At 42.1% G+C, this 24,866-nt stretch carries 31 protein-coding genes and 1 pseudogene; 13 read left to right on the forward strand and 19 right to left on the reverse strand.

Features of this window, described 5'->3' with window-relative positions; genetic code table 11:
* Nucleotides 1-48: 48 nt before the first annotated feature.
* The 8 genes from A3K86_RS02995 to ccoN form a co-directional block, all read right to left on the reverse strand.
* Nucleotides 49-726 (reverse strand): sulfite exporter TauE/SafE family protein, encoded by a 678-nt coding sequence (locus tag A3K86_RS02995; RefSeq protein ID WP_068327468.1) that lies wholly within the window; start codon nucleotides 724-726, stop codon nucleotides 49-51.
* A complete protein-coding gene (gene ccoS / locus A3K86_RS03000) occupies nucleotides 723-929 on the reverse strand; it encodes a cbb3-type cytochrome oxidase assembly protein CcoS (RefSeq protein ID WP_068327471.1) in 207 nt (68 codons plus the stop codon). The genes A3K86_RS02995 and ccoS overlap by 4 nt, the downstream gene beginning before the upstream one ends.
* Entirely contained in the window at nucleotides 922-3,315 is a 2,394-nt protein-coding gene (locus tag A3K86_RS03005; protein ID WP_068327474.1) for a heavy metal translocating P-type ATPase, read from the reverse strand. Before A3K86_RS03005 ends, ccoS begins: the two co-directional genes overlap by 8 nt.
* Entirely contained in the window at nucleotides 3,312-3,803 is a 492-nt protein-coding gene (locus A3K86_RS03010; RefSeq protein WP_068327478.1) for a FixH family protein, read from the reverse strand. The genes A3K86_RS03005 and A3K86_RS03010 overlap by 4 nt, the downstream gene beginning before the upstream one ends.
* A gap of 120 nt (nucleotides 3,804-3,923) precedes the next feature.
* Complete coding sequence (gene ccoP, locus A3K86_RS03015; RefSeq protein ID WP_068327481.1) at nucleotides 3,924-4,904, reverse strand: cytochrome-c oxidase, cbb3-type subunit III; 981 nt, start codon at nucleotides 4,902-4,904, stop codon at nucleotides 3,924-3,926.
* Nucleotides 4,905-4,909: 5 nt separating this feature from the next.
* A complete protein-coding gene (locus A3K86_RS03020) occupies nucleotides 4,910-5,083 on the reverse strand; it encodes a cbb3-type cytochrome oxidase subunit 3 (protein WP_068327484.1) in 174 nt (57 codons plus the stop codon).
* A gap of 11 nt (nucleotides 5,084-5,094) precedes the next feature.
* On the reverse strand, nucleotides 5,095-5,703 hold the full coding sequence (gene ccoO / locus A3K86_RS03025) for a cytochrome-c oxidase, cbb3-type subunit II (protein ID WP_068327487.1): 609 nt from the start codon (nucleotides 5,701-5,703) through the stop codon (nucleotides 5,095-5,097).
* A 12-nt stretch (nucleotides 5,704-5,715) separates the two neighbouring features.
* Nucleotides 5,716-7,143, reverse strand: coding sequence for a cytochrome-c oxidase, cbb3-type subunit I (gene ccoN, locus A3K86_RS03030; protein ID WP_068327491.1), 1,428 nt, complete (start codon nucleotides 7,141-7,143; stop codon nucleotides 5,716-5,718).
* Nucleotides 7,144-7,419: 276 nt separating this feature from the next.
* Between ccoN and A3K86_RS03035 the strand changes: the two genes are divergently transcribed.
* Nucleotides 7,420-7,863: a hypothetical protein gene (locus A3K86_RS03035; protein ID WP_068327494.1), complete on the forward strand. Its 444-nt coding sequence runs from the start codon at nucleotides 7,420-7,422 to the stop codon at nucleotides 7,861-7,863.
* Nucleotides 7,864-7,947: 84 nt separating this feature from the next.
* Here A3K86_RS03035 and A3K86_RS03040 read toward each other — a convergent pair whose 3' ends face one another.
* The gene (locus A3K86_RS03040) at nucleotides 7,948-8,676 is read right to left on the reverse strand and encodes an SDR family oxidoreductase (RefSeq protein ID WP_107270193.1); all 729 of its coding nucleotides are present in this window, start codon (nucleotides 8,674-8,676) and stop codon (nucleotides 7,948-7,950) included.
* Nucleotides 8,677-8,835: 159 nt separating this feature from the next.
* Here A3K86_RS03040 and A3K86_RS03045 point away from each other — a divergent pair, with 159 nt between their 5' ends.
* From A3K86_RS03045 to A3K86_RS23110, 4 genes and pseudogenes are all read left to right on the forward strand, one after another.
* Nucleotides 8,836-10,008, forward strand: a complete 1,173-nt coding sequence (locus A3K86_RS03045; protein WP_068327500.1) for an FIST signal transduction protein — start codon at nucleotides 8,836-8,838, stop codon at nucleotides 10,006-10,008.
* Nucleotides 10,009-10,010: 2 nt separating this feature from the next.
* Nucleotides 10,011-12,080, forward strand: coding sequence for a PAS domain-containing hybrid sensor histidine kinase/response regulator (locus tag A3K86_RS03050; RefSeq protein WP_068327503.1), 2,070 nt, complete (start codon nucleotides 10,011-10,013; stop codon nucleotides 12,078-12,080).
* Between the two features lie 143 nt (nucleotides 12,081-12,223).
* Nucleotides 12,224-12,470: pseudogene (locus A3K86_RS22430) on the forward strand (SDR family NAD(P)-dependent oxidoreductase).
* Nucleotides 12,471-13,181: 711 nt separating this feature from the next.
* The gene (locus tag A3K86_RS23110; protein ID WP_332310115.1) at nucleotides 13,182-13,421 is read left to right on the forward strand and encodes a DUF3653 domain-containing protein; all 240 of its coding nucleotides are present in this window, start codon (nucleotides 13,182-13,184) and stop codon (nucleotides 13,419-13,421) included.
* Nucleotides 13,422-13,484: 63 nt separating this feature from the next.
* Here A3K86_RS23110 and A3K86_RS03060 read toward each other — a convergent pair whose 3' ends face one another.
* Nucleotides 13,485-13,829, reverse strand: coding sequence for a hypothetical protein (locus A3K86_RS03060; protein ID WP_068327506.1), 345 nt, complete (start codon nucleotides 13,827-13,829; stop codon nucleotides 13,485-13,487).
* A 308-nt stretch (nucleotides 13,830-14,137) separates the two neighbouring features.
* Between A3K86_RS03060 and A3K86_RS03065 the strand changes: the two genes are divergently transcribed.
* Nucleotides 14,138-14,299 (forward strand): CCGSCS motif protein, encoded by a 162-nt coding sequence (locus A3K86_RS03065; protein WP_162844295.1) that lies wholly within the window; start codon nucleotides 14,138-14,140, stop codon nucleotides 14,297-14,299.
* Nucleotides 14,300-14,377: 78 nt separating this feature from the next.
* Here A3K86_RS03065 and A3K86_RS03070 read toward each other — a convergent pair whose 3' ends face one another.
* From A3K86_RS03070 to A3K86_RS03080, 3 genes are read right to left on the reverse strand one after another with little or no spacing between them, the layout of a single operon-like run.
* Nucleotides 14,378-14,803 (reverse strand): GNAT family N-acetyltransferase, encoded by a 426-nt coding sequence (locus A3K86_RS03070; RefSeq protein WP_068327512.1) that lies wholly within the window; start codon nucleotides 14,801-14,803, stop codon nucleotides 14,378-14,380.
* 23 nt (nucleotides 14,804-14,826) lie between these two features.
* Entirely contained in the window at nucleotides 14,827-15,378 is a 552-nt protein-coding gene (locus tag A3K86_RS03075; protein ID WP_198160399.1) for a P-loop NTPase family protein, read from the reverse strand.
* Between the two features lie 30 nt (nucleotides 15,379-15,408).
* Nucleotides 15,409-15,999 (reverse strand): GNAT family N-acetyltransferase, encoded by a 591-nt coding sequence (locus tag A3K86_RS03080; protein ID WP_068327517.1) that lies wholly within the window; start codon nucleotides 15,997-15,999, stop codon nucleotides 15,409-15,411.
* A 90-nt stretch (nucleotides 16,000-16,089) separates the two neighbouring features.
* On the opposite strand from A3K86_RS03080, the gene A3K86_RS03085 reads away from it, so the two are divergent.
* A complete protein-coding gene (locus tag A3K86_RS03085; RefSeq protein WP_068327520.1) occupies nucleotides 16,090-16,548 on the forward strand; it encodes a DUF302 domain-containing protein in 459 nt (152 codons plus the stop codon).
* Here A3K86_RS03085 and A3K86_RS03090 read toward each other — a convergent pair.
* Entirely contained in the window at nucleotides 16,545-16,871 is a 327-nt protein-coding gene (locus A3K86_RS03090; RefSeq protein WP_068327524.1) for a DUF6176 family protein, read from the reverse strand. The two genes, A3K86_RS03085 and A3K86_RS03090, sit on opposite strands and share 4 nt — an antisense overlap.
* Before the next feature lie 80 nt (nucleotides 16,872-16,951).
* Nucleotides 16,952-17,959 carry an alpha/beta fold hydrolase gene (locus tag A3K86_RS03095; RefSeq protein WP_068327528.1) on the reverse strand — a complete coding sequence of 336 codons (1,008 nt, stop codon included), beginning with the start codon at nucleotides 17,957-17,959 and terminating at the stop codon, nucleotides 16,952-16,954.
* Between the two features lie 394 nt (nucleotides 17,960-18,353).
* On the opposite strand from A3K86_RS03095, the gene A3K86_RS22605 reads away from it, so the two are divergent.
* The 3 genes from A3K86_RS22605 (at nucleotide 18,354) to A3K86_RS03105 (ending at nucleotide 19,584) form a co-directional block, all read left to right on the forward strand.
* Nucleotides 18,354-18,512, forward strand: coding sequence for a hypothetical protein (locus A3K86_RS22605; protein WP_107270191.1), 159 nt, complete (start codon nucleotides 18,354-18,356; stop codon nucleotides 18,510-18,512).
* Nucleotides 18,513-18,835: 323 nt separating this feature from the next.
* Nucleotides 18,836-19,063 (forward strand): hypothetical protein, encoded by a 228-nt coding sequence (locus A3K86_RS03100; RefSeq protein ID WP_068327531.1) that lies wholly within the window; start codon nucleotides 18,836-18,838, stop codon nucleotides 19,061-19,063.
* Nucleotides 19,064-19,203: 140 nt separating this feature from the next.
* A complete protein-coding gene (locus A3K86_RS03105) occupies nucleotides 19,204-19,584 on the forward strand; it encodes a response regulator (RefSeq protein WP_068327534.1) in 381 nt (126 codons plus the stop codon).
* On the opposite strand, the gene A3K86_RS03110 is transcribed toward A3K86_RS03105, so the two are convergent.
* The gene (locus A3K86_RS03110; RefSeq protein ID WP_084406487.1) at nucleotides 19,581-20,303 is read right to left on the reverse strand and encodes a PilZ domain-containing protein; all 723 of its coding nucleotides are present in this window, start codon (nucleotides 20,301-20,303) and stop codon (nucleotides 19,581-19,583) included. The two genes, A3K86_RS03105 and A3K86_RS03110, sit on opposite strands and share 4 nt — an antisense overlap.
* Before the next feature lie 216 nt (nucleotides 20,304-20,519).
* On the opposite strand from A3K86_RS03110, the gene A3K86_RS03115 reads away from it, so the two are divergent.
* Nucleotides 20,520-20,789, forward strand: coding sequence for a hypothetical protein (locus A3K86_RS03115; protein WP_232321897.1), 270 nt, complete (start codon nucleotides 20,520-20,522; stop codon nucleotides 20,787-20,789).
* A 78-nt stretch (nucleotides 20,790-20,867) separates the two neighbouring features.
* Here A3K86_RS03115 and A3K86_RS03120 read toward each other — a convergent pair whose 3' ends face one another.
* Nucleotides 20,868-21,173, reverse strand: a complete 306-nt coding sequence (locus A3K86_RS03120) for a DUF3634 family protein (RefSeq protein WP_068327540.1) — start codon at nucleotides 21,171-21,173, stop codon at nucleotides 20,868-20,870.
* Between the two features lie 36 nt (nucleotides 21,174-21,209).
* On the reverse strand, nucleotides 21,210-21,671 hold the full coding sequence (matP, locus tag A3K86_RS03125; RefSeq protein ID WP_068327543.1) for a macrodomain Ter protein MatP: 462 nt from the start codon (nucleotides 21,669-21,671) through the stop codon (nucleotides 21,210-21,212).
* 187 nt (nucleotides 21,672-21,858) lie between these two features.
* Here matP and A3K86_RS03130 point away from each other — a divergent pair, with 187 nt between their 5' ends.
* Together A3K86_RS03130 and fabA are read left to right on the forward strand one after the other, a co-directional pair.
* Nucleotides 21,859-23,553 (forward strand): AAA family ATPase, encoded by a 1,695-nt coding sequence (locus tag A3K86_RS03130; protein ID WP_068327546.1) that lies wholly within the window; start codon nucleotides 21,859-21,861, stop codon nucleotides 23,551-23,553.
* Between the two features lie 69 nt (nucleotides 23,554-23,622).
* The gene (fabA, locus tag A3K86_RS03135) at nucleotides 23,623-24,138 is read left to right on the forward strand and encodes a bifunctional 3-hydroxydecanoyl-ACP dehydratase/trans-2-decenoyl-ACP isomerase (protein WP_084406488.1); all 516 of its coding nucleotides are present in this window, start codon (nucleotides 23,623-23,625) and stop codon (nucleotides 24,136-24,138) included.
* A 384-nt stretch (nucleotides 24,139-24,522) separates the two neighbouring features.
* On the opposite strand, the gene rmf is transcribed toward fabA, so the two are convergent.
* Nucleotides 24,523-24,696, reverse strand: coding sequence for a ribosome modulation factor (gene rmf, locus A3K86_RS03140; protein ID WP_068327552.1), 174 nt, complete (start codon nucleotides 24,694-24,696; stop codon nucleotides 24,523-24,525).
* Nucleotides 24,697-24,866: the final 170 nt, after the last annotated feature.

Raw genomic sequence — 24,866 nt, forward strand, 5'->3', positions numbered from 1 at the left:
GGTCAATATTTTAACATATTATGAAGTAATATTACGAGTATTAAAAACCTACATAATTTGTTTGATTGCAATATAACCAGTATGAATCCCATAGGCCAATAACAGCAAGGCATTCGCTCGTTTAAAGTACAGGTTATTCAGCAATTGTTTAAGTTGAGCAGCAAGGCCGCCAACAAACAGCATGGCTGGCAGGGTGCCTAAGCCAAAGGCGAACATTATACTACTTCCACCAAGCACGCTACCAGAAACTGCCGCCCAACTGAGTGTTGAGTAAACAAGTCCGCACGGTAACCAGCCCCAAAGTATGCCAAAAGGTAAGGCAGCGAAGGGAGAACGAAGGGGTAAAAAAGCGTTAGCTTTCGGGGCGATATGTTTCCAAACGTGTTGACCTGCTTTTTCTAGTTTGACCAGACCTTGCCACCATTGACCAAGGTAAAGGGCTAACACTATCATCATCAACGCAGCAAAAAGGCGCAGTGAAATTAGTGCATAAGATGAACCACTAAGGCTGGCAACGCCTGCAAATGCACCACCTATAATACCGCCCGCGATAGCGTAAGACAGTAACCGACCAAGGTTGTACATTACCAAATAGTGCCAACGATTGGTTTGTTGTTGCTGTGGCATACCCATAGTTAAAGCGGCTGCCACACCACCACACATACCTAAGCAATGACCAGCGCCCATTAAGCCGATCACAAAAGCCGCATAAAAATCTATGTTCATGATTTATCTACAGGTGGCTGTTGCGATTTTGACGCATTTTCTTGTTTCGGATTGCTATTTTCATCGTTTTCATCAAATAGAATGTCGTAGCCCTGACGTTCAAGATCTTCAAATTGTTCAGATTTCACTGCCCATAAGAAGATGGCCACAGCAATGCACACAAAGATGATCGCAATTGGTATTAATAAGTAAAGACTAGCCATTTTCTTTTAATAACCTTAAAGAATTTGATACAACAATGATCGAACTCGCTGACATGCCGACGACGGCAATATAAGGCGCAACGAAGCCAGCAACAGCCAGCGGTAAGATCACTAAGTTATAACCTAATGCCCAAGACAGGTTTTCGCGGATGATTTTTCTAGTGCGTAATGCCAGTTTACGCGCTTGCAAGATACGCGTCAGCTGATCACCTAACAACACCATATCCGCAGATGATTTGGCGATATCGGTACCACCGCCCATCGCAACAGAGAGGTGAGCTCCAGCCAACACAGGCGCATCGTTCACACCATCACCAATCATTAATGCCACATCTTGGTGATCTAAGCTGCGAAGGTAATCTAATTTTCCTTCGGGGGTGACGCCTGAAACTAACTTATCAATACCAAGCTTATCGGCAACCTGCTGTGCGCTGGCTGAGTTATCACCAGTCAACATAGTGACGCGAATGCCTGCCCGGTGAAATTGCTCAACAAGCTCTTGGCTTGAATCGCGAATAGGGTCCTCTAATTTAAAGGCTGCAATAAGTTCACCATTGCAAGACAACCATACCTGATATTGGTTATCTAGTTTGTGTTGCAACTCTTCAGTTTTGGGATTGGAGGTTAAAACAAAACCTAGCTGACCAATACGCCAAGTTTTGTCATCAATAGTGCCTGTTAATCCTTGCCCAATTGTGTTTTCGACAGAATCAAAAGCTTTTACATCAGCTCGGTAGTTCTTGAAAGCATTCGCGATAGGGTGATTCGCAAATCGCTCTAGTTCCGCTGCAACCTGTAAAGCTTGTTCTTTGCTTATGTCTGAAAACAGCCTTGTCTCAACAAGACGGATATTACCTTCTGTTAAGGTACCCGTTTTATCAATAACCAGCTGGTTGACTTTGCACAGAGTCTCCAACACATGTCCGCGACGTAGCAAAATACCTAACCGTCCCAAACTTGAGGTTGAACACGTTAAGGCGGTGGGTGTAGCGAGAGACAGGGCGCATGGGCAAGTAGCAACTAATACCGCAAGTGTGATCCACAAAGCATCATCAGGTTGTTGTTGATGCCAGTAGTACCAAGTTCCAGCTGCAATAATGAGGATTCCTGCGACAAAGTAACGAGCAACCACATCAGCTAGCTCAGCAACTTTGGGCTTTGACATTTGAGCTTCGTCTTGCAGGCGTACAATGTTGGAAATTAACGAATTTTGACGATCTTGAGTCACTTCTAAAGTAATGTTGCCATCGCCATTAATAGTACCCGCATAGACTAAATCGCTTGTACTTCGCGGCACTGGCATAGGTTCGCCAGTTAACATAGATTCATCGATATGGGTTTCACCGGCTAAAACCTTACCATCTGCAGGAAGACTTTCCCCTGGTAATACAGTGACAACGTCACCAATTTTTAAGGTTTTGGCTGCCACTTGAGATCCGTCTTCGAGTGTTGCCATTGCTGGTACTAGCTTTAATAAGTTTGCGCTGGCAGCAGCTGCTTGACGGCGAGCACGCATTTCCAAAAAACGCCCTAATAATAGGAAGAAAGTGAACATGGAAATGGATTCAAAAAATACTTCACCTTTCTCTGTTACTGTTGCGTAAAAACTGGCGACATAAGCAAATAATAGGGCAATGGAAACAGGGACATCCATGCCTAGCGTCATGGCTTTAAGGTTACGCCACGCATTGAGATAAAAAGGTAGTGCGGAATAGAGTAAGACTGGAGTGGCGAAAATCAAACTGACCCAGCGTAAGTAGCTGCGGAACTCAGTGTCGAGATCACCAAACACTTCAAAATAGAGCGCAACAGCCAGCATCATAACCTGCATAGTTGCAAGCCCTGCAATCCCCAATTTATAGAGGTATTGCTTCATGGTGTTGTGGTACTGCTGTTCTTGAGCATCAGCCTCAAAAGGTGCGGCTTTATAACCTAACTGATGAATAACGCTAAGAAGGTGGCTTAGCTTAACTTGTTCTGGGTCCCACGCGAGTAGCGCTCGGTGCGTGGTGGTATTGACGCGAATAGAGATAACACCAGCTTCGCGTTTAAGTTGCTTCTCGATCAGCCAAGCGCAGGCTGCACAAGATACACCATCAAGTGACAATGTCACTTCCTTGCTGCTATCACTGACTCTTACAAACTCTTGTTGAACTTCTTCGTGATCATAAAGCAGGAGTGATTGAAGCTGTTGAGGGACTAAATCGGCTTTTTCAGCAGGTGCAGTGCGGTATTCGTAATAAGAGGTTAAGCCGCTTTGGACAATGGTTTCCGCCACAGCTTGGCACCCTGGGCAACACATGTCGCGTGTTTCGCCCAGAATGTCGACTTGAAAATGTTCACCGGCAGGAACCGGATCTCCACAGTGGTAACAATCTTTTGTCATTCCTTGATCTGCCCGTACAACGAAATCGGGTCGGATGTTGGTAGCGCCACAGGGCCATGTAACATCCAGTCTCCTTCAAATGGTTCTAGCTCTACAAACCAAGGGCCTTCAATCGTTGCTGGCGCTTGGAAGTGGTAGATACCCGTTAAGCTTGGGCTAACCATTTGAGTAAAATCTTTATTAGCTAGAGTACGGTGGGTAAAAGTGACACGCAAGTTAGGAAGTTGCTTTAGCTCACCTTTATTCAAATTAACAGTGACTTGGTCTCCTTCAACTTGCACATTCGCTTTTAATTTAAGAGCATCGGCAACTTTAAGGCGGGAGAGATCAAGGTTAATTGCCTTACCTTTCTTGTAATAATCTTCAGCAACCAGGTCGACTTTGTTTTGAGAGAAGATGTAGACCGCGGTCAAACTATAGGTGATCGATGTTGCTGGGATCGCCATCAGGAACCAAGGCCAGAACTGCTTATACCAAGGTTTTTTCATCTTAAATTACCTTTGAAGACTTGGGAAAGGAGCCCCTGAGCGTATCAGGGGCTAGTCGTTATGTCTCAGTTATCGTTGTTAATTTTTGGATTAACTGTAACTGATAGTGAATCGCGGGGATTACTTGCTATCTTTAGCGCTTAGGTTCCATACGTAGGCAGAAATTAGCTGTACTTTTTCTTCGCCTAGTACGTCTTTCCATGCTGGCATTACACCTTGGCGACCGTGAACGATAGTAGCTTCAACCGCACGACGTGAGCCACCGTACAGCCAAACATTATCTGTGAGATCCGGTGCACCAAACGCAGGGTTACCTTTACCATCCGTACCATGACATGCAGCACAAACAACGAAACGTTGTTTACCTGCCGCCGCTTCTTTAGCATTCACTTTACGGCCAGACATTGAGAGTACGTAACTTGTTACTTCTTTCACGCCATCTTTGCCCAGTGAATCAATCCAAGCTGGCATTACACCAATACGACCTTCCATAATGGTAGTTTTAATGGTTTCAGGTTCGCCACCGTATAACCAAGCATGATCCGTTAGGTTAGGGTAACCAGATTGACCACGGGCATCCGAGCCATGACACTGCGCACAGTTCTGAATGAACAGGCGTTGACCGACTTTGATGGCTTCTTCATTCTCAGCAATCTGGGTAATAGGCAGCAAGGTTTTACCTGTGCTGTCGTAAGCCAGTGCTTGGAATGTTTCACCAAAGCGAGCTTCAGCGTCACTTAACTCTTTTGCGTATTGGTTAAGCTTCTTCTCTTGCTGAGAAAGAGCAACAGAGCGTTGTGACTCTTCAAGGGTACGAACGGTTTGGTCTGAACTAGTCCAACCTAAGAAACCTTTGAAGTTACCTAAACCCGGGTAAAGTGCTAAGTAAATTGCACCGAAGATCAGTGTGCCCCAGAACATGTAGGACCACCATTTCGGTAGCGGGTTGTTAATTTCACGAATACCATCGTATTCGTGCCCCATATCTTCACCTTCTTCGACGCCCATTTTATCTTTACTACACCAGTAAAGCAGGGCAGAAATACCCACCATGGTTCCGATGGTGATGATAGTTATCCATAGACTCCAAAACGTCGTCATGCTTCCTAGCTCCTGTCTTTCTCGCGCGTCGCCGCATCATTATCTTCGTCTGCGAACACCAAATTGGCGGCTTCATCGAATCGAGCTTTTTGGCGCTTGCTGTATGCCCAAACTACAATGCCGATAAAGCTAACAAACAGAATGATGGTCCAAATAGTGTGAACGATTCCAATATCCATAAGAACGCTCCTTATTTCATCGCGTGACCAAGAGACTGTAGGTAAGCAATGATTGCATCCATCTCGGTCTTGCCTTTAACTTCCTCACTTGCATTAGCAACTTGCTCTTCAGTATATGGTACGCCGAAGTTGTCGCGGAAGATCGCTAATTTCTTCGATGTTAACTTACCGTCAAGCACGTTTTCTTCTAACCAAGGGAAGCCTGGCATATTTGACTCAGGTACTACAGCGCGTGGATCACGAAGGTGAACACGGTGCCAATCATCTGAATAACGACCGCCAACACGCGCTAGGTCAGGACCTGTACGTTTTGAACCCCACAGGAATGGGTGTTCCCAAACACTTTCACCAGCCACAGAGTAGTGACCGTAACGTTCCGTTTCAGAACGGAAAGGACGGATCATCTGACTGTGACAAACGTTACAGCCTTCGCGGATGTAAATATCACGACCTTCCATCTCAAGCGCAGTATAAGGACGTAGGTTCTCAACCGGCTCTGTGGTTTGGTCTTGGTATAACAACGGCGTGATTTCAACTAGCGCACCGAAGCTGATCGCAACAATGATCAGAATGGCTAGGAGGCCGACATTTTTTTCTACAATTTCATGACGATTGCTCATGTGTCGTACTCCTTATGCTGGTTGCTCAGTGGCTTTGAGGCTTGCTTTAGGTGCTGCAATCGTCTTATAAGCGTTGTATGCCATTAGGAACATACCAGCTAGGAAGATGAAGCCACCTACGAAGCGAACAAAGTAGAATGGGTAAGATGCTTGTAGTGATTCTACAAAGCTGTAAGTCAAAGTACCGTCGGTGTTAACCGCACGCCACATCAGACCTTGCATTACGCCTGAGATCCACATTGCTACGATGTAAAGCACTGTACCGATAGTTGCTAGCCAGAAGTGCACGTTAATCAATTTAATTGAGTACATGCGTTCTTGACCAAACAGTTTCGGAATCAAGTGGTAAACCGCACCAATAGATACCATTGCAACCCAACCAAGCGCACCTGAGTGAACGTGACCGATAGTCCAATCCGTGTAGTGAGAAAGGGCGTTTACAGTCTTGATCGACATCATAGGACCTTCGAAGGTAGACATACCGTAGAAAGACAATGAGACGACGAGGAAGCGAAGGATAGGGTCGTAGCGTAGTTTGTGCCATGCTCCAGACAGCGTCATGATACCGTTGATCATACCACCCCAAGATGGAGCAAATAGGATCAGAGACATCACCATACCTAAAGACTGAGTCCAGTCAGGCAGTGCTGTGTAGTGAAGGTGGTGAGGGCCAGCCCAGATATAAAGAGAAACTAAAGCCCAGAAGTGGACGATAGAAAGACGGTATGAGTAAACTGGACGACCAGCCTGCTTAGGTACAAAGTAATACATCATACCCAAGAAACCAGCGGTAAGTAGGAAACCTACTGCATTGTGACCATACCACCATTGAATCATTGCATCGACCGCACCAGAATAAGCAGAGTAGGACTTAGTCATGGATACAGGGATGGCAACGCTATTTACAATGTGTAGTACTGCTACCGTAAGAATGAAGGCACCGAAAAACCAGTTCGCAACATAAATATGAGACGTGTTACGTTTTATCATGGTACCGAAAAAGACAATGGCGTAAGAAACCCATACAACTGCAATCGCGATATCAATCGGCCATTCCAGTTCTGCGTATTCCTTACCTGAAGTCCAACCTAACGGCAGTGAGATTGCCGCAGAAAGGATAATAGCTTGCCATCCCCAGAAGGTGAACGCCGCTAACTTCCCACCGAATAGTCTTGCCTGACAAGTCCGCTGTACTACGTAGTAAGACGTAGCAAAAAGCGCACTGGTACCGAACGCGAAGATCACTGCATTGGTATGCAATGGTCGCAAACGGCTGTATGTCAACCAAGGTAGGTCAAAGTTAAGCGCCGGCCATACTAGCTGAGCGGCAATCAATACACCAACGGCCATTCCGACAATACCCCAGAGAATAGTAGCTAAGGTGAATTGACGAACGACTGTATAGTTGTAGTTTTGTTCAAGCTGCTTTACTTGGCTCATGTTGCATGCTTCCACTATTTATTGTTCAACTACACTCTTTATTTCCTTGTGCGAACAACAAGTTGTCGCAATGCCACCCAGTAGCTGATTTCTTGTCTTCTTGCTTTTTTGAGCAATTTAACAATCAAATTGCTATTTTTATGTAAAAGTGGCATTTTCATCTCGCATAATACGTTAGATAACAGGTGATTAACAGGGCGAAGCCCACACTATGTTTACGGTTAAGCAACATTTATGTGAAAACTTTGAACTATGTAACACGGGATGTACAAATAAATGGCAGCACAAAAACTTACCAAAGGCCGGCTTGCTCAAATTATCATCTTGATGGCGGTGCTTATTACAGCATTTGTATGGAGAACAATAACCTACAAGCAGGGCTCGCCAGAAAACAAGACAGTTTTAACATGTCAATTATCAACAAAAAGTTGTGCCGTTAATGGTCAAAATATCAACTTGCCGATCGCATTTGTTTCAACAGAGTTAAAAAGTGATACGCCACTTCAAATACAAATTGGTAACACAAATGTAAAGCCTTCAGCCGTGGTTGAGGGAGTGAAAATGTACATGGGCAGTATTCCTGTCATCTTCTCTGAAAATGAAGCGGGTTGGTTAGGTGAGTTTTCTGTTCCTGCATGTACGCATGATGAAATGGAATGGGCGCTAAAACTGACACAAGGTGAAGGGGTTGTTCACGCTACATTTGTGGTTAAGAAGTAATAAATCACTGTCTTGATTTAGAAAAAACGGCGGTATTGTTGATGCAATACCACCGTTTTGTTAGAAGAGGTGCTAATGATTGTTTTACTCTGCGTAAATCATCTTCTTCGTCATTCCGCCATCGACAGTAAAATTCTCGCCAGTGATAAAACCAGCGTCTGTGCTTAATAGAAATGCACTCAAGTTTGCTATGTCTTTTACAGTGCCCACGCGGCCGGTTAAATGCTGTTGGTGATCGATTTCACGGAGCACTTCTTCATCATTGGTATGGATCCAGCCCGGAGAAATACAGTTTACTCTTACCTCTGGCCCTAAACTGACAGCCAATGCTTTTGATAGCGATACCAAACCACCTTTCGATGCACAGTATGCCTCGGTATTAGCTTCAGCTTGCGCGGCGCGAGTGGAAGCAATGTTAATAACGCTACCGTTACTTGCTTTTAGTAATGGTAACGCTAACTGTGTCAGCATTAATGGTGCTGTAAGGTTTATATCAATAGTACGTTGCCAATCGGTGAGTGCTAATTCCGCTAAAGGTGCATTATAAGGGTTGGAGATCGCGGCATTGTTCACTAAGCCGTCTAGGCGACCATACTGAGTTTCAATTTCGTCGATAATACACATCAGTTCACTCTGCTGAGTGACATCAGCCTGACGAAAGCGAATCAAAGGGTTGTCATCGACTAATTTAAATCCCGCTTGTTCATCAACATCAACCGCAAAGACGATTGCGTCACATTCAGCGAGCTGCTGGCATATTCCTTTACCGATCCCTCGGGCACCACCTGTTACTAAAAATACTTTGTTTGTCATTCTTAACCTTTGCATTCGTTATTACACGCAATCGTTTTCATCCATAACGACAGTCGCACATAATCTTTCAGTGTATTTTGAATAAAACTTAGATAGAGTGCTGATTATAAGCAGGAAAATGTCTATCATTGAGTCAACAGATACTAAAAAAAGTAATACATGGATATCGCAACTAGTTTCTCAGCCTTTCATTCGTCCGATCAAGCAATATCGGATGCTATTCGCAAATTGGATATGAAAATTGCGAACCCTAAATTGGTGTTGGTGTATTTGTCTGAGCATTATGATGAAAACATCGTTCGTGCTCGTATTACTGATGCATACCCAGAGAGCCAAGTTCTAGCCTGTACTTCCTGTCAAGGCATTATGACCGATGCAGGCTATAAGCGAGGCGAGGGCATCGCATTATGGGCGTTGTGTGATTACAACGGTGCTTATGGTTCAGCGATTGTTTCATCAAATCAAACACCTTACGACATGGCTCGCCAAGCGGTACTTCAAGCGATTGAAAATAGCGGTCGCCCAGGTGAACTTCCGGCATTAATTTTGCTGCATGCTACTCCAGGAGCAGAAGAGGAAGTGCTAAAAGGTATTGAAGATGAGCTGACAGTGCCTGTACCTATCATTGGCGGAAGTGCTGCGGATGATTACGTAAAAGGCAATTGGAAGTTATTCAATCAACATCAAACTACTCAAAATGGTGTTGGCATTTGCGTGTTTTACCCATCTTGTGAGGTGAGCTTTTCATTTCACTCAGGTTATGCCAGCACAGGCAAATATGCTTTTGCCACTAAAGTTGAGGGACGCGAAGTCGTAGAGTTGAATGGTCGTCCTGCTAGCGAAATTTATTTTAACTGGTTAGGCAAGAGCTTGGCTTCATCTGAGATCATGAGAAAAAGCAGCTTAAATCCTCTTGGACGTGTTGCGGGGCAAGTACATGATTTACCTTACTTTAAGCTGTCGCACCCTTGTAAAGTGACTGACCGTGGTGGTATTGAGTTATTTGCAACAGTGGAACAAGGTGAAAAGCTGTACTTCATGGAAGGAACTGAAGAGAGATTGGTGAGTCGAGCTGGACGCGTCATTGAGTCAGCCAATGAGATCGGCAGTAGCAAGGAAATGGATCCTATTGGTGGCATCGCAATTTACTGCGCTGGTTGCATGCTTCAAGTGCAAGAAAAGATGAATGATGTAGCGAAATATATCAATAAAGCGATGCATGAAGCTCCGTTTGTTTGTGCCTTTACCTTTGGTGAACAAGGGCAATTTACTGGCGGCGAGAACGCCCACGGTAACCTGATGATTTCAGCCGTATTATTTCACAGGGATTAGTAATGCCACGTTTTGAATCAGAAAAACTGCAAGAAACACTTATCGATTTATTACGCAGCAATGAGCGTGAAAAACAGCTGCGAGATGAAAACGCTGCGATTTTAGCAGGCATATCAGCTATGGCTGGCGCAAACAATAAGCGCCAGGTATTCAATAGCTTACTATCCGTTTTACGTAAGTACATAGGTTTTGAAAATGCCATTGTACTTACACGTGAAGACGAAGCCTCTCCGCTACAAGAGTTAGTCTCGACCTCGCCAGTTTTCCAATCTAGTATTTGGGATGTTTCTAGTACCTTTATCCGTTGCATGAACGGTGAAAGCATTGTGCTTTTTTCACCGTCTCGAGTAGAAGAGTTTAAGTTTAGAGAGTCAGAACAACTCAACCTATGTCAGTCAGCTTTGTTAACGGGCGTAAAAGTCAGTACCGGTGATGCGCTATTGCTTTTCATGCATTCTGAGCACGGTCAATTCACACCACAGTGTCGCCGAGTACTTGACCGTTTCCGACCGTTACTTGAACGTGCCATCATTGATATCGATTACAGAGAGCGCCTTCAATCGCTGGTTGCAGCAAGAACCCAAGAACTGACATACAGCCAACAACGATTCAAGGATTTCGCAAATACCGTGGGTGATTGGTTCTGGGAAATCGATACTGATTTATGCTTTACGTATATATCAGCGCCTGATCTTGCAGGTCATATTGTCGATGATGACAGCATTCTGGACATGTTTGATGAGCAAGATGAGGTACGCCAACAACTTCTCGATAAGCTAAATACGCAAAAACCATTTGAAGATGTGGAATGGCAGCTACCAGAAAGTGAAGGGGGCTTGTGGATAAGCATCAGTGGAACCGCGTTCTTTAGCAAACAAGGTAAGTTGTTGGGCTATCGAGGAACCGCGAAGAACATTACCAATCGCAAAAAGCGAATGTTTGAGTTACTCGAAGCACGTAAACAAGCGGAATCGGCAAACAAAGCTAAATCCGAATTCTTAGCGATGATGAGCCATGAGATCAGAACGCCGCTCAACGGTGTACTGGGTTTAATGGATATGTTGGCGGACTCAGGGCTGGATAACACACAGCAAACCTGGCTCAATCAGATGGATCAATCAGCACAGCTATTGTTAACCATCATTAATGACATCCTAGATTTGTCGCGCATTGAGTCCGGTAACTTTGAACTGTATTGTTCAAGAATGCGCATTCATGACTGCATAGATCTGGTTATCAGTCAGCTACGAGAGCAAGCGTTATCTAAAAACATCACACTTACCGCCACTATAGAGCCGTCAGTGCCTGAGTATATAGAAGGTGATAAAAACCGAATTGCTCAGATCATGTTTAACTTAATTGGTAATGCCATTAAGTTTACTAACGAAGGTTCTGTAACCATCAACGCCAAAGTTGAAAATGGGCAATTACGAGTATCAGTAACCGATACAGGTATTGGTATCGCTCAGGATGCTCAGAAAAACTTGTTCACACCGTTTAGCCAAGCCGATTGTAGTATTACACGTCGCTATGGCGGTACAGGGTTAGGTTTAGCGATCAGCCAGCACTTGATCAACAAAATGAACGGCAACATTACGCTACAAAGTGAGCTGGGCAAGGGCAGTTGTTTCACTTTACATTTACCGTACTCATGCTGTGAGATTGAAGCTAATTGTGAACAAGCTGATTCTAAACAGACAAACGATCGGGCATTAAATATCTTATTAGCCGAAGATAGCCATACCAATCAATTAGTTGCGAAGTTAATGCTGGAAAAACGAGGCCACAAAGTCAGCATTACCAATAATGGTGAAGAAGCCATTGCTGAGTTTGAAAATAAACCAGCAGCTTACGACCTGATCTTGATGGATATCTCAATGCCTGTACTCGATGGCTTACAAGCGACACAAGAGTTAAGGTCGCGTGGACACCAAGTCCCAATTGTCGCGCTAACGGCCAATGCCATGTATTCAGACAAAGTGATGTGTGAAGAAGCCGGCATGAATGACTTTATCGCTAAACCGATTCAAGCCAGCGAATTAGAAGCAACATTACTTAAATATCAATCTTAAACTGACAGAAATACCCACATATAGAAAGAGCAGCTTCATAGCAGCTCTTTTTTATCTGCGTAATTTCGTTGGCTTAAAACGACAAAGGTAGCATAGTTAATTTTTCAAGTGTAACTGGGACAATGGTTGCTGATCTTGGTTAGATTGGTTACGCCGCAACAAAAGCTGCCGTTTGGGGAATGACTAAATCCATAAGCATGGAATTTGTGACGAAAGGCATTCGCGTCAATATGGTTTGTCCGGGCATGATAAGGTCGAATGGGTAAACCAGAAGAAGCAGCAAGCGCCGTTGTATTTTTGTTGTCTGATGAAGCTAGCAATATAACCGGCAGAGAAATTGTTTTCGATGGCGGCTCAACATTACCAGAGACAAATGTCGTTCCAAGTTAATCTAAGAACTCAACTTGAATTGCCAGCACAGTTAACTTTGTTAGCTGTGCTGTAATAAACACATATATTGAAGCACCAGGCAAACTGAACATTTGCAGCAGCGCTTAAAAATAGGTGTTTATTACCTATTTTATGGTAAATACGCAATACGGTTAAATTGCCATGTTTTCATCGTAATCAGCAAGAAAAGGGAGGATAGCTAGCAAATAGACATACGGATATACGCCTCCATACACCCTATTTAACATAATATATATTATACGCACTAAAGGGTATTTTTTTTAACATAGCTGAATGGCTTTTGCGTTTATGCCGAAACCTCTGATTTTCAAATACAAAATTCCTTTGGAAACATTCGTTTATATCATTTTCTTGTGGCTTTAGCAGTGTTTTGCTGCGGCTACTTTGTTTGCGTTTGATAAGTTTATACATCCTTTGTTCACATCCAAATGTTAACTGGAATCGGATTTACCTATCGACACAACCAAATCAATAGAAAACATGAGTCATTCGTAAACTGTTTTGGCACTGTTTTGAAGATAACAATCAAGGTGCGGCGTGGTTTCATGTTCGTCCTATCACGGTCAAACGTTGGCTATCTGGCTGGATGGACGTTAATCCAATGGCTGAGAAATTGTTTTAATCCGTGTCTGTGGCTATTTGCCCGATGATACCCGCTGGCGTGGATTTCGTATTGACGAGGAACACTGTGTGATTGTCACTCCCGAAGGACGCCGATTCAGCCCCAAAGAGCTGGATTCTATGGCGTTACGGTTTGATGAATATCACTGGCTTAAACGTATGTACGAATTAGATTATGTACCCGTGAGATCCAATATTGTCACGCCATTGCCGTTTCGTGGCGGTCGTCGCTTGAAACAACCAATGTGTGACACGGTAACGAAGGAGAAAAAGAAAGTGTATCGTATGGCAGCCAAGAAAAGAATCTAACTTCCCTCGCCTTTAATATGAAAAGCCCATATTACATGAGCTTCCTCTTAAGGACTGAAAATATCACCTTTGACGAATTTCAATGGTGTAATCAGGTGCATCTTCCCATTTGATTGTTTTCAGAGCACCAGTGCATCCACTACGTGTTGTTCTATAGCTTGTAATGCCTGTAACTTTTTTATTCGTAAACCAAATTATTTTATGATCGTTATATCCAAAACCAGCTCCAGAAACACAGTATTGCCACGCTTCTTTTTGTTGTTCAAATTGTCGATCATAAGGAGGCCCTAAAATATCTATTACCTTCTCTTTTGAATCTCCAGCGTCAATTAATATTGTCTTATTATCTAGAGTTCCACACCCAGCTAAAACAACAGACATTAAAAGGATCAGTAGCGATTTTTCCATTAGCTTTTATCTCAAATATTGATGCAAATACATAACCGTAATTCTTGCATACAACCTTAAACAATATTAAACATCAAGGTAATATCCAATATTACAGCAGTGTTAGATTAGAGTCACCTATGGCATTTACAGTTTTGATTTGATATCAAACCACAGCGTTTTACGTCTCTCTAACGGCATATTCCACATAAGCGAAGCGTCCACGTGATACCGTACAACCTATGCGTCATTATTTAGTAGTTGACCAAAACACTCTGGAATAATAACATGCATTAAAAATGCACATTAACCAAAGTAAAGGTCTAGATATGACATTCTCTCTTAAAAAGATTTTCAAAAAAGAAGATAAAGATCAAAACGTGAAAGTTGCTGAGCAGGTTTCAACGGCTAAAGAATCACAAGAAAATCAGTCTGATACAAAGAAAAAAGGAAAGCATGGTGAGAGTTTTTGCTGTGGTTCTTGCTCGTAACGCGTGAGATGGAATGCGGAACTGGGAACTGAAGCCTCTTCGGTAAGTAAGAGGCTTTACCTGTTTGATTTGCAGTAACTAAATATCTTTCACCAAAAAGTAAGTTGTATGGTTTTCGGGTGAACCTTCGATAACGCCATATACGCGAAACCCTAACTTCTCGTAGAATGGCTTAGCTTGAAAATCGAGGGTCTCGGTACGAATTTGTTGCAGCCCCTTTTCTTTGGCGAAAGCTTCAAGCTGCCCCATTAGCTCTGTACCAATACCTGTGCCGCGTGTTTCTTCAGATAGCCATAACAGCTCGAGTACACAGTAACTCCAAATAACACTGGCTTGGAGCCCCCCGACGATTTCACCGTTGTCATTTTTCACAAATAGCCCAAAGCGAAAACCTGAGTCAAACTCCCCATCATTTGGTAGGTATTTTTCGTTAAATGCAGCGATGCCATCGCTAATTACTTTTAAGTCTTCGCTTGAAGGCGAAACTGCTAATTCAACTTTCACTATTGCTCCATTTGGTTACGGCGTCACGCAGTTTGTTGCTGCTGCTGAATATGTTGATTGATAAAGCCTTGTGCTTTTTTCGGGCTCGTTAAGCGTATAAAGTTGATGTGCTGGTATTGAGGATCGGCAAACATTGCTTGATAACGTTTTCGGTTACTTTTGAAGGTCGAAAGTGTCCACAAAATAATAGAATCGCGACTAAAAAAGCATTTCTGAAATGTCTCAATATTGCCGGTTCCTGCCCACAACTCTGTGCCTGACAGACTCCGCTTTATCGCTCGTTTTACGGCTTGAAATACTGTGCGTGGAAACGAATAATCTATCCAAATCACGGTATCAACCTCAGCCCATTTTACCGAAATGGTACGGTTATAGTTACCATCAAGTACCCAATTCGGTTGAGCTAGTTCACTATTTAGCGCAGCCATGAACTCTTCATCAGAAGACTCCTGCCAATTGGGTTGCCAGTAAATCGCATCCATTTCTAAGTACGGATAATTTAATGTTTTTGCGAGCTTTTGGCTAAAGGTCGACTTCCCGCTTCCACTTGTGCCAACAACGTTGATCTTTTGCATTTCCACTTTTTGTCCATGTGTTTGTTATTACTAATGACGTGGCTTTAATTTATGTTCTAAGTTCATTTTTACTGCTGGCCACTCTGAATTGATGATTGAGAAGACAACGGTATCTCGGTATGAGCCATCAGACATTATTTTGTGATTACGAAGTACACCATCTTGCTTAGCACCTAACCGCGAAATGGCGGCCCTTGAAGCGTAGTTGTGCCAATGAGTGCAGAACTCTACAGCAATGGCAAAAAGCTCTTCAAATGCGTAGGTTAAAAGCAGCTTTTTACACTCGGTGTTAATGCTGGTTCTCTGATAAGCCTTGGCATACCAGGTATACCCAATTTCAACTCGATGATTGAGTAAATCTGCGTTACAAAAGCGTGTGCTACCAATAATTTGGTTGGTGTTTTTATTGATGACCACAAATGGTAGCGACGTGCCCTGCTCTTTTTCTTTCAAGGCTTTGGCTATGTAATCATGAATGGTGTGTTTATTGGGCACTGAAGTGAACCATAGTTCCCATAAGTTTCCGTCACTCGCGGCAGTAACGAGATGCTCAGCATGCGCCATTTCCAATGGGATCAACTTCACCTGCTTTGATTCAAGTGTTACCTCTCTTAACCACATAAACATATCCTTAATTTGTAAATCCGTATAACCGTAACTAGGCTTTAAAGCTATCAACTTGAACAACTGTTACGTGCTAAAGGTGAAGCCATGAAGCGCTATTTGTTTGGATTTATTTGTGCTGCTGCACTTACTACCACTTCAACTTTGGCACAAGACGGTCTTGTCCGGGTCAAAAGTCATTTTGATGTTGAGACAACAGCAAATCAGTTCGAGCAAGTTATCGTACAAAGTGGCATGACAGTGTTTTCTCGCGTCAGGCACTCAGAGAGCGCCTCTAAAATTGGCGTTTCACTTCCACCGACTCAGTTGATTATTTTTGGTAATCCTAAAGTTGGCTCAAAGCTAATGACCTGTCAGCAAAGTATCGCAATCGATTTGCCACAAAAAGCCTTAGTCAGCCAAGACAACTCCAATACTGTTTGGCTGACTTACAATGACCCTGAATATTTGGCAAAGCGCCACAAAATTAAAGGCTGTGACGCTGTTATTGGCAAGGTGAAAAAAGCATTAGCCAGCTTTGCAGAACAAGCAACCCAAGCACCTTAATGATGGAAATCTAACAAAGGTTCAGCATTAATAAAGCCATCCGGTGCTGTAATTTGAGACAGCACTTCAAAATGGAATTTGTCGATATCTTTACTCGACTGCTGAAACACTTCTACAGCTCTTTCAATAGATTCTGCACGCATATACCAGATGAGATAGTCGTCACCTTCAATCTTTACCTTAAACCAAGATTCAATTTGCACGCCTTCTGCTTGTAATGACTGCATAACTTCATCGATACGCGTTGACATAGTTTGCTGCCAATATTCAACGTTGCTATCAAACCCTTGACGAAGTTTAATTAAACCTGATGCGATTTCCATTTTTTAATCCCTTATAACGATAAACTTGCTGTTTATGTCACATTGCTGAACAGTGAATTGAATTTATATTATTTTAATAATTAGGTGTTATTTAACATGTGAGTTATAGCGTCAACCACAATCTGAGGATGTTCAAGCTGAATATAGTGTCCAGAGTTGCTGACTCTAATATGCTGGCTATTTGTAGATAGCAATGCTTGCTCTTTCTGCATTTTATCCCATGCTGTTGCTAATTCATGGTTTTGCTCTGCTGAAAGAAAACTAACATCTTCATGTTTTGCACTTAATAAAATTAAAGGTAAGTTACCCAAAGAGCTAATATTTTTATCTTTAACCTGCTGTAAGCTTTCCGATAGCGTGTTTATTTCAGCGATCATGTTTTTAAGATGAGGTTTAGTCGCCAGTATTGCTCTATATTGCCAAAGTGCTTTTTCTGGTAACCCTTGATCAGGGATCTCTTCTGGTGACAGTGCTAATAAACCAATGGATTGCAGTACTGAAATAGTCTGATATTCGCCAACTAGATGCTCTCTAGACTGCTGGAAAATAGCTTCAACGGATTGGGATTGATGTTCATATAATGGATCAATTAGCACCAATCCCTTCACTTTCGCTGGGTACATTTTCGCAAATAAACGTGTATTAACACCTCCAAGCGAATGTCCAACTAACACTAATGGCCCGTCAATTTTTGCTTTATCAAGCAATTGATTCAATGCTTTAACTGCCATTATGTTGCTTTTTTCACCTGTACTATCTGATTCACTCCAACCAAAGCCAGCACGATCATAAGAACAGACTTTTGTGGAATGACTTATCGCAGGTTGAACCTTTGCCCATGAAAGAGAAAAGTCGCCCGCGCCCGCTTCTAAGATAACGGTTGGTGATCCTTTTCCTGTGCAATTAAGGTGCATTCGGTAGCCACCCATGTTAATTAATTTACCCGGAGGTGGGTTATTTAGCGTCAGGTTATCTTTTGCTTCCATTCCAGTTAAATATAGATAACTAACAGCAATACTTAAAAGTAAAATTAACCCCCATAATATACGGATTATCCAGCTAAGTTTACCTCGCTTCTTACTAATCATCTTAAATTCCTTTTATTTATGCTTTAGCGTTGCTAATAAAAATTGTTATTGCTGGCTATAAATTTATTAAGTATGTAGATATCTATATCGAATAAATATAATTAATACTGTAAGTAGCAGCATATGTGAAAGTCAGTCTAATCTCACAAAGAGATAATCGCACATGCTGAACAAGAACGAACAAGGTTGCTCAATAACCAAACAGTTCTATTGTACACGCCTATCAATAAGCAGAATTCGCCTTTTACCCATTGTTCAGGTTAAGTCACTAATTTATGAAACTAAGCTGATAAATTTATTTCATCATACTCATGAGTAAATCGATTAGGTGGTAAGCTTAGTTTTTGGTTAAATGCGCTCATCCAATGTCATGGATTCTTTGTAAGGTATTGAAATGAACACATTTGCTATTGAAGATAAAGTTGTTGCAACTAAAGGTGTAGATCTAGGTGTGATGATTGTAACTGGCCTAAGCGGTGGCGGTTACTATGTTCATGTTAAAGCTGGCGATAAAACGCTGACTTACCCAGCTCAAGATCTGAAAAAAGCATAATTTCGTAAGGTAGCGGTTTCCTCTCTGATTTATACTTGCCGCTACCTTATTGTGAACCTTCCCTTCTTAATCCATCTCATTTCTCTGTAGCTATAGAAGAGCAAAAAGCCTTTCAAACAAACCTCAAACCCAAAAGGTGACGCCGTAACACTTCTGTTATTTAAAAACTTACGAGATTAAACACTCGTTCTGTTTGAGTGCTCTCTTCATCAATTACATTAGTTCTCTTGTAAACTCGCAGCTCTACTCTTTTGTACTTGATTACCAAACCCATATCTTGAACGGTAATACTCAGGAAGCGAATAACTGCAAGGGATATGTTCATGAAACTAAATATGGTGATATTGCTATTTACACTATTACCAATGACGACGATAGCCAAAAGTGTTGATGGCTATATCAATGATTTTCAGTACCTATCGTGTTACGGCATTAAGAATAAGCAAAGTGACTTAAAGAAAAAATACGTGATGGCAAGTAAGAACGGTAAGAAACGCATTAATAAACAACTAAAAGCGTTGAAGAAGTTGAAAAAAGCGAATCGATGCTAAAAGTATGATCATTAAGTGATTTATAGCCATTGCTTCTACACTCTGACGCTTTAAAGCTATAAGCTTGTCAGTATATTTACGACTTTACCCAATAAATGTGGGACATAGTCGTTGTAAACAGGTAAGACAAGGATGTACTTATGAAGCGATTCATGATTATTGAGGACAACAAAATGATGGCGCAGATATTAACGCAATTACTGCGTAAGTCAGCTAAACCGCAGTCCATCATTCATGCACCAACACCGCAAAATGCGATTTCAGCTCTGCTCAATAATGAACTGGACTGTGTATTTCTCGATCTAAACTTGATAAAGCCACTCGATGGTATTCAAGTTTTGGAGTTCATTAAAAAGCAATACCCTACTTTGCCAGTCATCATAGTCACTGGCGACAGCGAGATGGATACGGTAAAGCAAGTTATTTCGCTTAAACCAGCAGACTACATTGTTAAACCACTTTCAATGCAGAAGATTGAACGCTGTCTGGAGAAAGTCGCAGCCATATCAAAAGCTTCTTAAGCTAACCGTGGTTTCTTAAATGTTAGTGTGGCCCCATCAAAAATAAGCTGGCTTAGTAGCTGTTTGACACTAACACAACCTTGTTCATCAAACATTACGCCACATTTATAGAAAGCACCGCTCTTTTGAATGCTTTTTACTTTACCAGAAAGACGGAGTTGGGTGTTTAAGATGGGGTTTTGAATAAGAATAACAAGCTGTTCATTTAACTCTATTTCTGAATATCTCAGACTATAACTAAAGCCACAGCCTTTATGAGAAAGATCGTTCAAGTCAATAAGGAACTGACGTTCAGAAATAATAGCTTTACCTTGTAGTCTTGTTTCATATCTTGGTTCACTCCTAAGCTGCGTTAAAGTCACGGAGTGTGGAATATCGATAACAATAAACCCAATTGGCTTAGTAATGATGTGATCTATCATTGATGATAATTTTATTACTGCACCTTCACCTCTATCTGAAATTGCCCTTATTGCAACATTAAAGCCTTCTTGAAAGCTCATTTCCATTTCACGATGAGAGATATTTGGTAATTCAACCAGTAAATATTGATGACCATCACCACCAACAAATTTAGTCTCATATCGACAAATACGCCCTAAGGGTGTTTTAACACTCAGAGTAATATTACTTCCGTTGTGAATAAGAGCAACGCCTTGATAGCCTGGAATTATCTTTTCCCTATCGCCATTGGTATTATGGGTTTTATTGTTCATCATACAAAGCAATTAGATAAATAAGAGGTGTTATTTTATAAACATAACTCTCCAATCACAAGAGTATAATTTTACTTCCACAACCGCAATTAGTTATAGTGCGTTAGGGGTTGATTATTTTGATTGCATTCTCACACTACCGTGAGTATTGCTCCACTGGAGAAATGCCATCATTCTATAGCTAATCAATAAGATAGACTGTAAAATGCAGCATCTTTGATGGAAATCGTATTCAGTATGGCAATCACAATTCGAGACATAGATCAGCACTATTATATGATTGAAGACTTAAAGTCTTTAACCGGCAATAAAGTGACCACAAAAGCTTTAATCAAAGGTGGATATATCGCTGTAGAATTAGGTGAGCAGTTAAAATTAGAACAAGAAGCTCATGAAAAAACAAAAAAAGAACTAGAGGAATTAAAAAGCTTAGTGGCTGGCTATCTTAACCATCAAAAAGCACTTACCGACTATTTAAGACGCTCGTGACATTTACCTGGTTGATATTTTATCCAGCAGAAAGAAAAAAGCCTCCAATATGGAGGCTTTTTACATGTTCAAATTTAATTAAGCTCGACGACCGTGTTTTTTGCTACCCCCACTATATGGGAAGACATTATGAATACGTTGCTTAACTTTAGAAGGTACAGATTTAGAGAATACTAATTTAGTCGTAAATCTATTTTTGTAAACTTTTATTTTTCCGGAAAATGGCTGCTTATGCGCGATATCTTTACAACCCATTAAAAAACCATTTGGGATATTCCCTTTTGTCTTCTTTAATTCGCCATTATCAAATTGAAGCACCATTACAGGACGGTCCCAAAAAACAAAAATAGCTACAGCAACGGCAAGTACAATTACATATTCCATATGTATCCCCCTGAATTCTATAAGGCTCTTGCTTAATTAGTCGTTAAGATCGAAATCTAATAGTTCTGAAAGCTCATTTTTAATATCGGACACCTTACGTGTCGCTGTTTCAGAGCGATTACTTTCACTAAGCAAGTATTCAATCGTATCGGATAAGGTACAATCTAGCTCTTGAGATTTTTCAGCGAGCTTTTCCCACACTCGATAGTCTAAATCGATAGACTTCTTACGAGTGTGAACTTGCTCAGCATTAAAGTGACGCTTACGCTTTGCACGAATGGCTTGTTTAAGCTTGTTATCTAAGGCTGGCGACATATGCTTGCCAATCCAAGCAATCACCTTGGTAGGCTCATGCTCGAACGCTAACAATTGCTGAACGGCGGCTTCGTCTTCACTTGTATCAACATACGATGTTATCGTTTCACCGTCTTTCCATTTTTTTACCAAGTACGTCCATTTCCAACCGGCTTCAAGATTTTCAAGTTGCTGATATTTCATAATGTAAAGAGATTCTCAAAAGTCTAGACTTACTGTGACAGTGTAACCCTACATAAGCCAAAGCTCAATCTTAAGATGATGAATAACTATTTGTTTTAGCGAACAACATCACCTTAATAGCTATTATGATGGTAATGAATCCTTTATACTGCTGACCTTTTCACAGTAACGAAAGAAAGCTTACTCTATGCATCAAGAAACTTGGCGTACCATGATCCCTGATTACACGCCATTTGCGGAAATTTTGGATCAATTCGAGACTATTCCTACGGCTCAAACCGGTTTGCTACAAGACAGACTGGTAGATGCTGTACGCCGGTTTACTGCTATTCCTTACCAACCTCGCGTACTTCGAGTTATCGCGCCCGATAATAAAGTATACCGAGACTACGTAATCGAATTATTGGCACAACATGATGCGAAACTCAAACCAGAAGCCAATAGCGTCATCATCGCTGCCGACAATGTTACCGAAATGACCTTGTTTGGTGCAATTTACCCACCTGTTGAAGACGGTAAAATTAGTAAACCGCAGATCAAGCATGGCTTGCTTCACCAAGCAAACGGCGGCTATTTAGTACTTTCTGTCACCAGTATCCTTTCGAACCCTTCTTTGTGGCCGCGTTTAAAGAGCGTACTCATGAATGGTGAGCTCGACTGGCAGCCCGCAACGAAGAAAACGCTTTACCCTATGCCGCCAGCAGAAAAACTTAATGTAAAGCTGGTTCTAATGGGTGATCGCTACTTAATGGCGGAACTAGATGGCGCCGAGCCTGATCTTAGCTCTGGTTTCTCTATGTACGGTGAGTTTGAGCAAGATTTGGTGCTATCTAAAGAGAGCTTGCCTAAATACCTGAGTTACGTGAAATCAGTATGTGAGCATGCCAAACTTCCTCACCTAGCCGATGCCGATGCACTTCGCTTACTACTTAAAACGGGGGCACGTTACGCTGAAGATAAAACTCGAGTACCTTTATGCCCTATCTGGCATCAAGGAATCATCTCTGAAGCGGCGTTAGAGTCAAACGGTAACGTGATCACAGCTGAACACATCTCAGCCTCTCTCAGCGCTAAAGAGTACCGTGAATCCTACCTACCGGATCGTGCTATTGAAGACATTCACCACGGTATGGTTGTGATTGACTGTCAAGGCGAGGAAATTGGTCAGGTGAACGGTCTAACCGTTGTTGATGTCCCAGGGCACCCTCAATCTTATGGTGAACCTGCGCGTATCTCTTGCGTTATTCACTTTGGTGATGGCGATATTTCGGATGTTGAGCGCAAAGTTGATCTTGCCGGTAATATTCATGCTAAAGGCATGATGATCATGCAAGCCTTTGTTAGCGCTGCACTAGATTTAGATCAACCGCTACCGTTCTCGGCATCTATTGTATTTGAACAATCTTACTGTGAAGTTGACGGTGATAGCGCCTCTCTTGCAGAGCTTTGCGCATTGGTATCTGCTCTATCTAACCAGCCAATCAATCAACAAATCGCGGTCACTGGTGCTGTAGACCAATTTGGTCGTGTACAGGCTGTTGGCGGCATTAATGAGAAGATTGAAGGTTTCTACAAGGTTTGTGCCCATCGCGGCCTAACTGGCCAGCAAGGTGTGGTTTTGCCAAAAACTAACCTCGTTAATCTATGCCTAAGCGATGAAGTGGTGGCTGCGATTAAAGATGAAAAATTCCATATCTGGCCAGTCGAAAATGTAGACCAAGCCTTGCCATTACTAACAGGTGTAACCTTTAGAAGTGATGATGAGAACGAAGAGACCTTACTTTCGCGTATTGCAGAGCGTATTGATCACTTCCATCATGGCGATCTTTCTAATGAAGTCAGTTGGTTAACTCGTATTAAGCACTGGTTTGTCCAGCACTGATCCGAGTTGTTTGGCGTACAGGTGTAAGCTAAATTGCTCCCATACTTTTCAAGGAGCTAATGAATAGTGATGAATCGCCCTCAATCTTACGAATACGAAGAACTAGTTGCATGTGGTAACGGTGAGCTACACGGCCCTAACTTCCCACGCTTACCGTCTGACAACATGTTAATGATTGATCGCATTATCAAAATCACAGACGAAGGTGGTGATAACGGCAAAGGCTACATTCACGCTGAGCTAGATATCGACCCAAGCAAATGGTTCTTTGATTGCCACTTCAAAACTGACCCAGTAATGCCGGGTTGTCTTGGTCTTGATGCTATGTGGCAGCTAGTTGGTTTCTTCCTTGGCTGGTCTGGCGGCGAAGGTAAAGGTCGTGCACTAGGTGTTGGTGAAGTTAAGTTCACGGGTCAAATCCTACCAACAGCGAAAAAAGTGACTTACGACATTCAGTTTAAGCGCGTAATCAACCGTAAACTAATCATGGGTGTGGCTGATGGTCGTGTGCTTGTAGACGGTAAAGAAATCTACGTAGCAAAAGATCTGAAAGTTGGCCTATTCAAAGACACAGACGCTTTCTAAGCACCTGTTGCCAAACAAAACAAACTCTAAAGGTCGCTTTCAGCGGCCTTTTTATTATTACCTCTAAACCACAGCTCGCTTTAAAACATCAAACCTAAGTCCACCAGCAGTTGCACTCTTTTCTAACTGCACCACCAGAATCAACCTTCAGGTCAATTAATTAAAGTGACATTGTCACGCTACGTCCTGCACTCTTTAATACGTTTATAATCACAAGAAACATCTAATAATTAAACACTAAGCGTTACATTGTAACAACCAGAACAACTTTATAAGTCATTGAAATATTGAGGTATATTTTTGAAGTGCCGGTTTGTTATAACTTTCTACAGGCATTAAAAAGCCCCTCTCCTAAGGGGCTAAATAAGGGACGTTGAGGGGGGACTATTTATAGAGACCTTGCTGCATGTCGCCTCTTGCTTCTCGCCAACCGCCTAACCAATTTGTACGGGCATCTGTTGCTTGATACGGACACGCCTCACTAGAGCGCCCATTTAAGCCAGCTTGATAACCGCGAGCTTGTGCGCGTTCTAATCGATCCCGCTTTTGTCTCTTCATACTTCGGTCCTCATTCCTTACTTATATTTCTTTCATTATGATTGGTTTCATAATGATGGAGTTTTTGTTACTCCAGTAATAAAGATGAGTGATTTAACGATAATGATCAACCTCAAAAACAAAACAGGCTCACAAAATGTGAGCCTGTATGAGTTTTGACCAAAACTTAC

The organism is Photobacterium jeanii, from assembly GCF_001650345.1.
Taxonomy (GTDB): Bacteria; Pseudomonadota; Gammaproteobacteria; order Enterobacterales; family Vibrionaceae; genus Photobacterium; species Photobacterium jeanii.

What these genes read in the sequence shown, in the direction of transcription:
- ccoN (WP_068327491.1), bottom strand. Translation starts at nt 7,143, where the DNA reads ATGAGCCAAGTAAAGCAGCTTGAACAAAACTACAACTATACAGTCGTT.
- A3K86_RS03065 (WP_162844295.1), top strand. Translation starts at nt 14,138, where the DNA reads ATGACATTCTCTCTTAAAAAGATTTTCAAAAAAGAAGATAAAGATCAA.
- fabA (WP_084406488.1), top strand. Translation starts at nt 23,623, where the DNA reads ATGAATCGCCCTCAATCTTACGAATACGAAGAACTAGTTGCATGTGGT.
- ccoP (WP_068327481.1), bottom strand. Translation starts at nt 4,904, where the DNA reads ATGACGACGTTTTGGAGTCTATGGATAACTATCATCACCATCGGAACC.
- A3K86_RS03080 (WP_068327517.1), bottom strand. Translation starts at nt 15,999, where the DNA reads ATGTGGTTAAGAGAGGTAACACTTGAATCAAAGCAGGTGAAGTTGATC.
- A3K86_RS03035 (WP_068327494.1), top strand. Translation starts at nt 7,420, where the DNA reads ATGGCAGCACAAAAACTTACCAAAGGCCGGCTTGCTCAAATTATCATC.
- A3K86_RS03005 (WP_068327474.1), bottom strand. Translation starts at nt 3,315, where the DNA reads ATGACAAAAGATTGTTACCACTGTGGAGATCCGGTTCCTGCCGGTGAA.
- A3K86_RS03010 (WP_068327478.1), bottom strand. Translation starts at nt 3,803, where the DNA reads ATGAAAAAACCTTGGTATAAGCAGTTCTGGCCTTGGTTCCTGATGGCG.
- A3K86_RS02995 (WP_068327468.1), bottom strand. Translation starts at nt 726, where the DNA reads ATGAACATAGATTTTTATGCGGCTTTTGTGATCGGCTTAATGGGCGCT.
- A3K86_RS03100 (WP_068327531.1), top strand. Translation starts at nt 18,836, where the DNA reads ATGAAACTAAATATGGTGATATTGCTATTTACACTATTACCAATGACG.
- ccoS (WP_068327471.1), bottom strand. Translation starts at nt 929, where the DNA reads ATGGCTAGTCTTTACTTATTAATACCAATTGCGATCATCTTTGTGTGC.
- A3K86_RS03115 (WP_232321897.1), top strand. Translation starts at nt 20,520, where the DNA reads ATGGAAATCGTATTCAGTATGGCAATCACAATTCGAGACATAGATCAG.
- rmf (WP_068327552.1), bottom strand. Translation starts at nt 24,696, where the DNA reads ATGAAGAGACAAAAGCGGGATCGATTAGAACGCGCACAAGCTCGCGGT.
- A3K86_RS03095 (WP_068327528.1), bottom strand. Translation starts at nt 17,959, where the DNA reads ATGATTAGTAAGAAGCGAGGTAAACTTAGCTGGATAATCCGTATATTA.
- matP (WP_068327543.1), bottom strand. Translation starts at nt 21,671, where the DNA reads ATGAAATATCAGCAACTTGAAAATCTTGAAGCCGGTTGGAAATGGACG.
- A3K86_RS03020 (WP_068327484.1), bottom strand. Translation starts at nt 5,083, where the DNA reads ATGGATATTGGAATCGTTCACACTATTTGGACCATCATTCTGTTTGTT.
- A3K86_RS03050 (WP_068327503.1), top strand. Translation starts at nt 10,011, where the DNA reads ATGCCACGTTTTGAATCAGAAAAACTGCAAGAAACACTTATCGATTTA.
- A3K86_RS22605 (WP_107270191.1), top strand. Translation starts at nt 18,354, where the DNA reads ATGAACACATTTGCTATTGAAGATAAAGTTGTTGCAACTAAAGGTGTA.
- A3K86_RS03090 (WP_068327524.1), bottom strand. Translation starts at nt 16,871, where the DNA reads ATGGAAATCGCATCAGGTTTAATTAAACTTCGTCAAGGGTTTGATAGC.
- A3K86_RS03105 (WP_068327534.1), top strand. Translation starts at nt 19,204, where the DNA reads ATGAAGCGATTCATGATTATTGAGGACAACAAAATGATGGCGCAGATA.
- A3K86_RS03045 (WP_068327500.1), top strand. Translation starts at nt 8,836, where the DNA reads ATGGATATCGCAACTAGTTTCTCAGCCTTTCATTCGTCCGATCAAGCA.
- A3K86_RS03130 (WP_068327546.1), top strand. Translation starts at nt 21,859, where the DNA reads ATGCATCAAGAAACTTGGCGTACCATGATCCCTGATTACACGCCATTT.
- A3K86_RS03075 (WP_198160399.1), bottom strand. Translation starts at nt 15,378, where the DNA reads ATGCAAAAGATCAACGTTGTTGGCACAAGTGGAAGCGGGAAGTCGACC.
- A3K86_RS03060 (WP_068327506.1), bottom strand. Translation starts at nt 13,829, where the DNA reads ATGGAAAAATCGCTACTGATCCTTTTAATGTCTGTTGTTTTAGCTGGG.
- ccoO (WP_068327487.1), bottom strand. Translation starts at nt 5,703, where the DNA reads ATGAGCAATCGTCATGAAATTGTAGAAAAAAATGTCGGCCTCCTAGCC.
- A3K86_RS03120 (WP_068327540.1), bottom strand. Translation starts at nt 21,173, where the DNA reads ATGGAATATGTAATTGTACTTGCCGTTGCTGTAGCTATTTTTGTTTTT.
- A3K86_RS03085 (WP_068327520.1), top strand. Translation starts at nt 16,090, where the DNA reads ATGAAGCGCTATTTGTTTGGATTTATTTGTGCTGCTGCACTTACTACC.
- A3K86_RS03110 (WP_084406487.1), bottom strand. Translation starts at nt 20,303, where the DNA reads ATGATGAACAATAAAACCCATAATACCAATGGCGATAGGGAAAAGATA.
- A3K86_RS03040 (WP_107270193.1), bottom strand. Translation starts at nt 8,676, where the DNA reads ATGACAAACAAAGTATTTTTAGTAACAGGTGGTGCCCGAGGGATCGGT.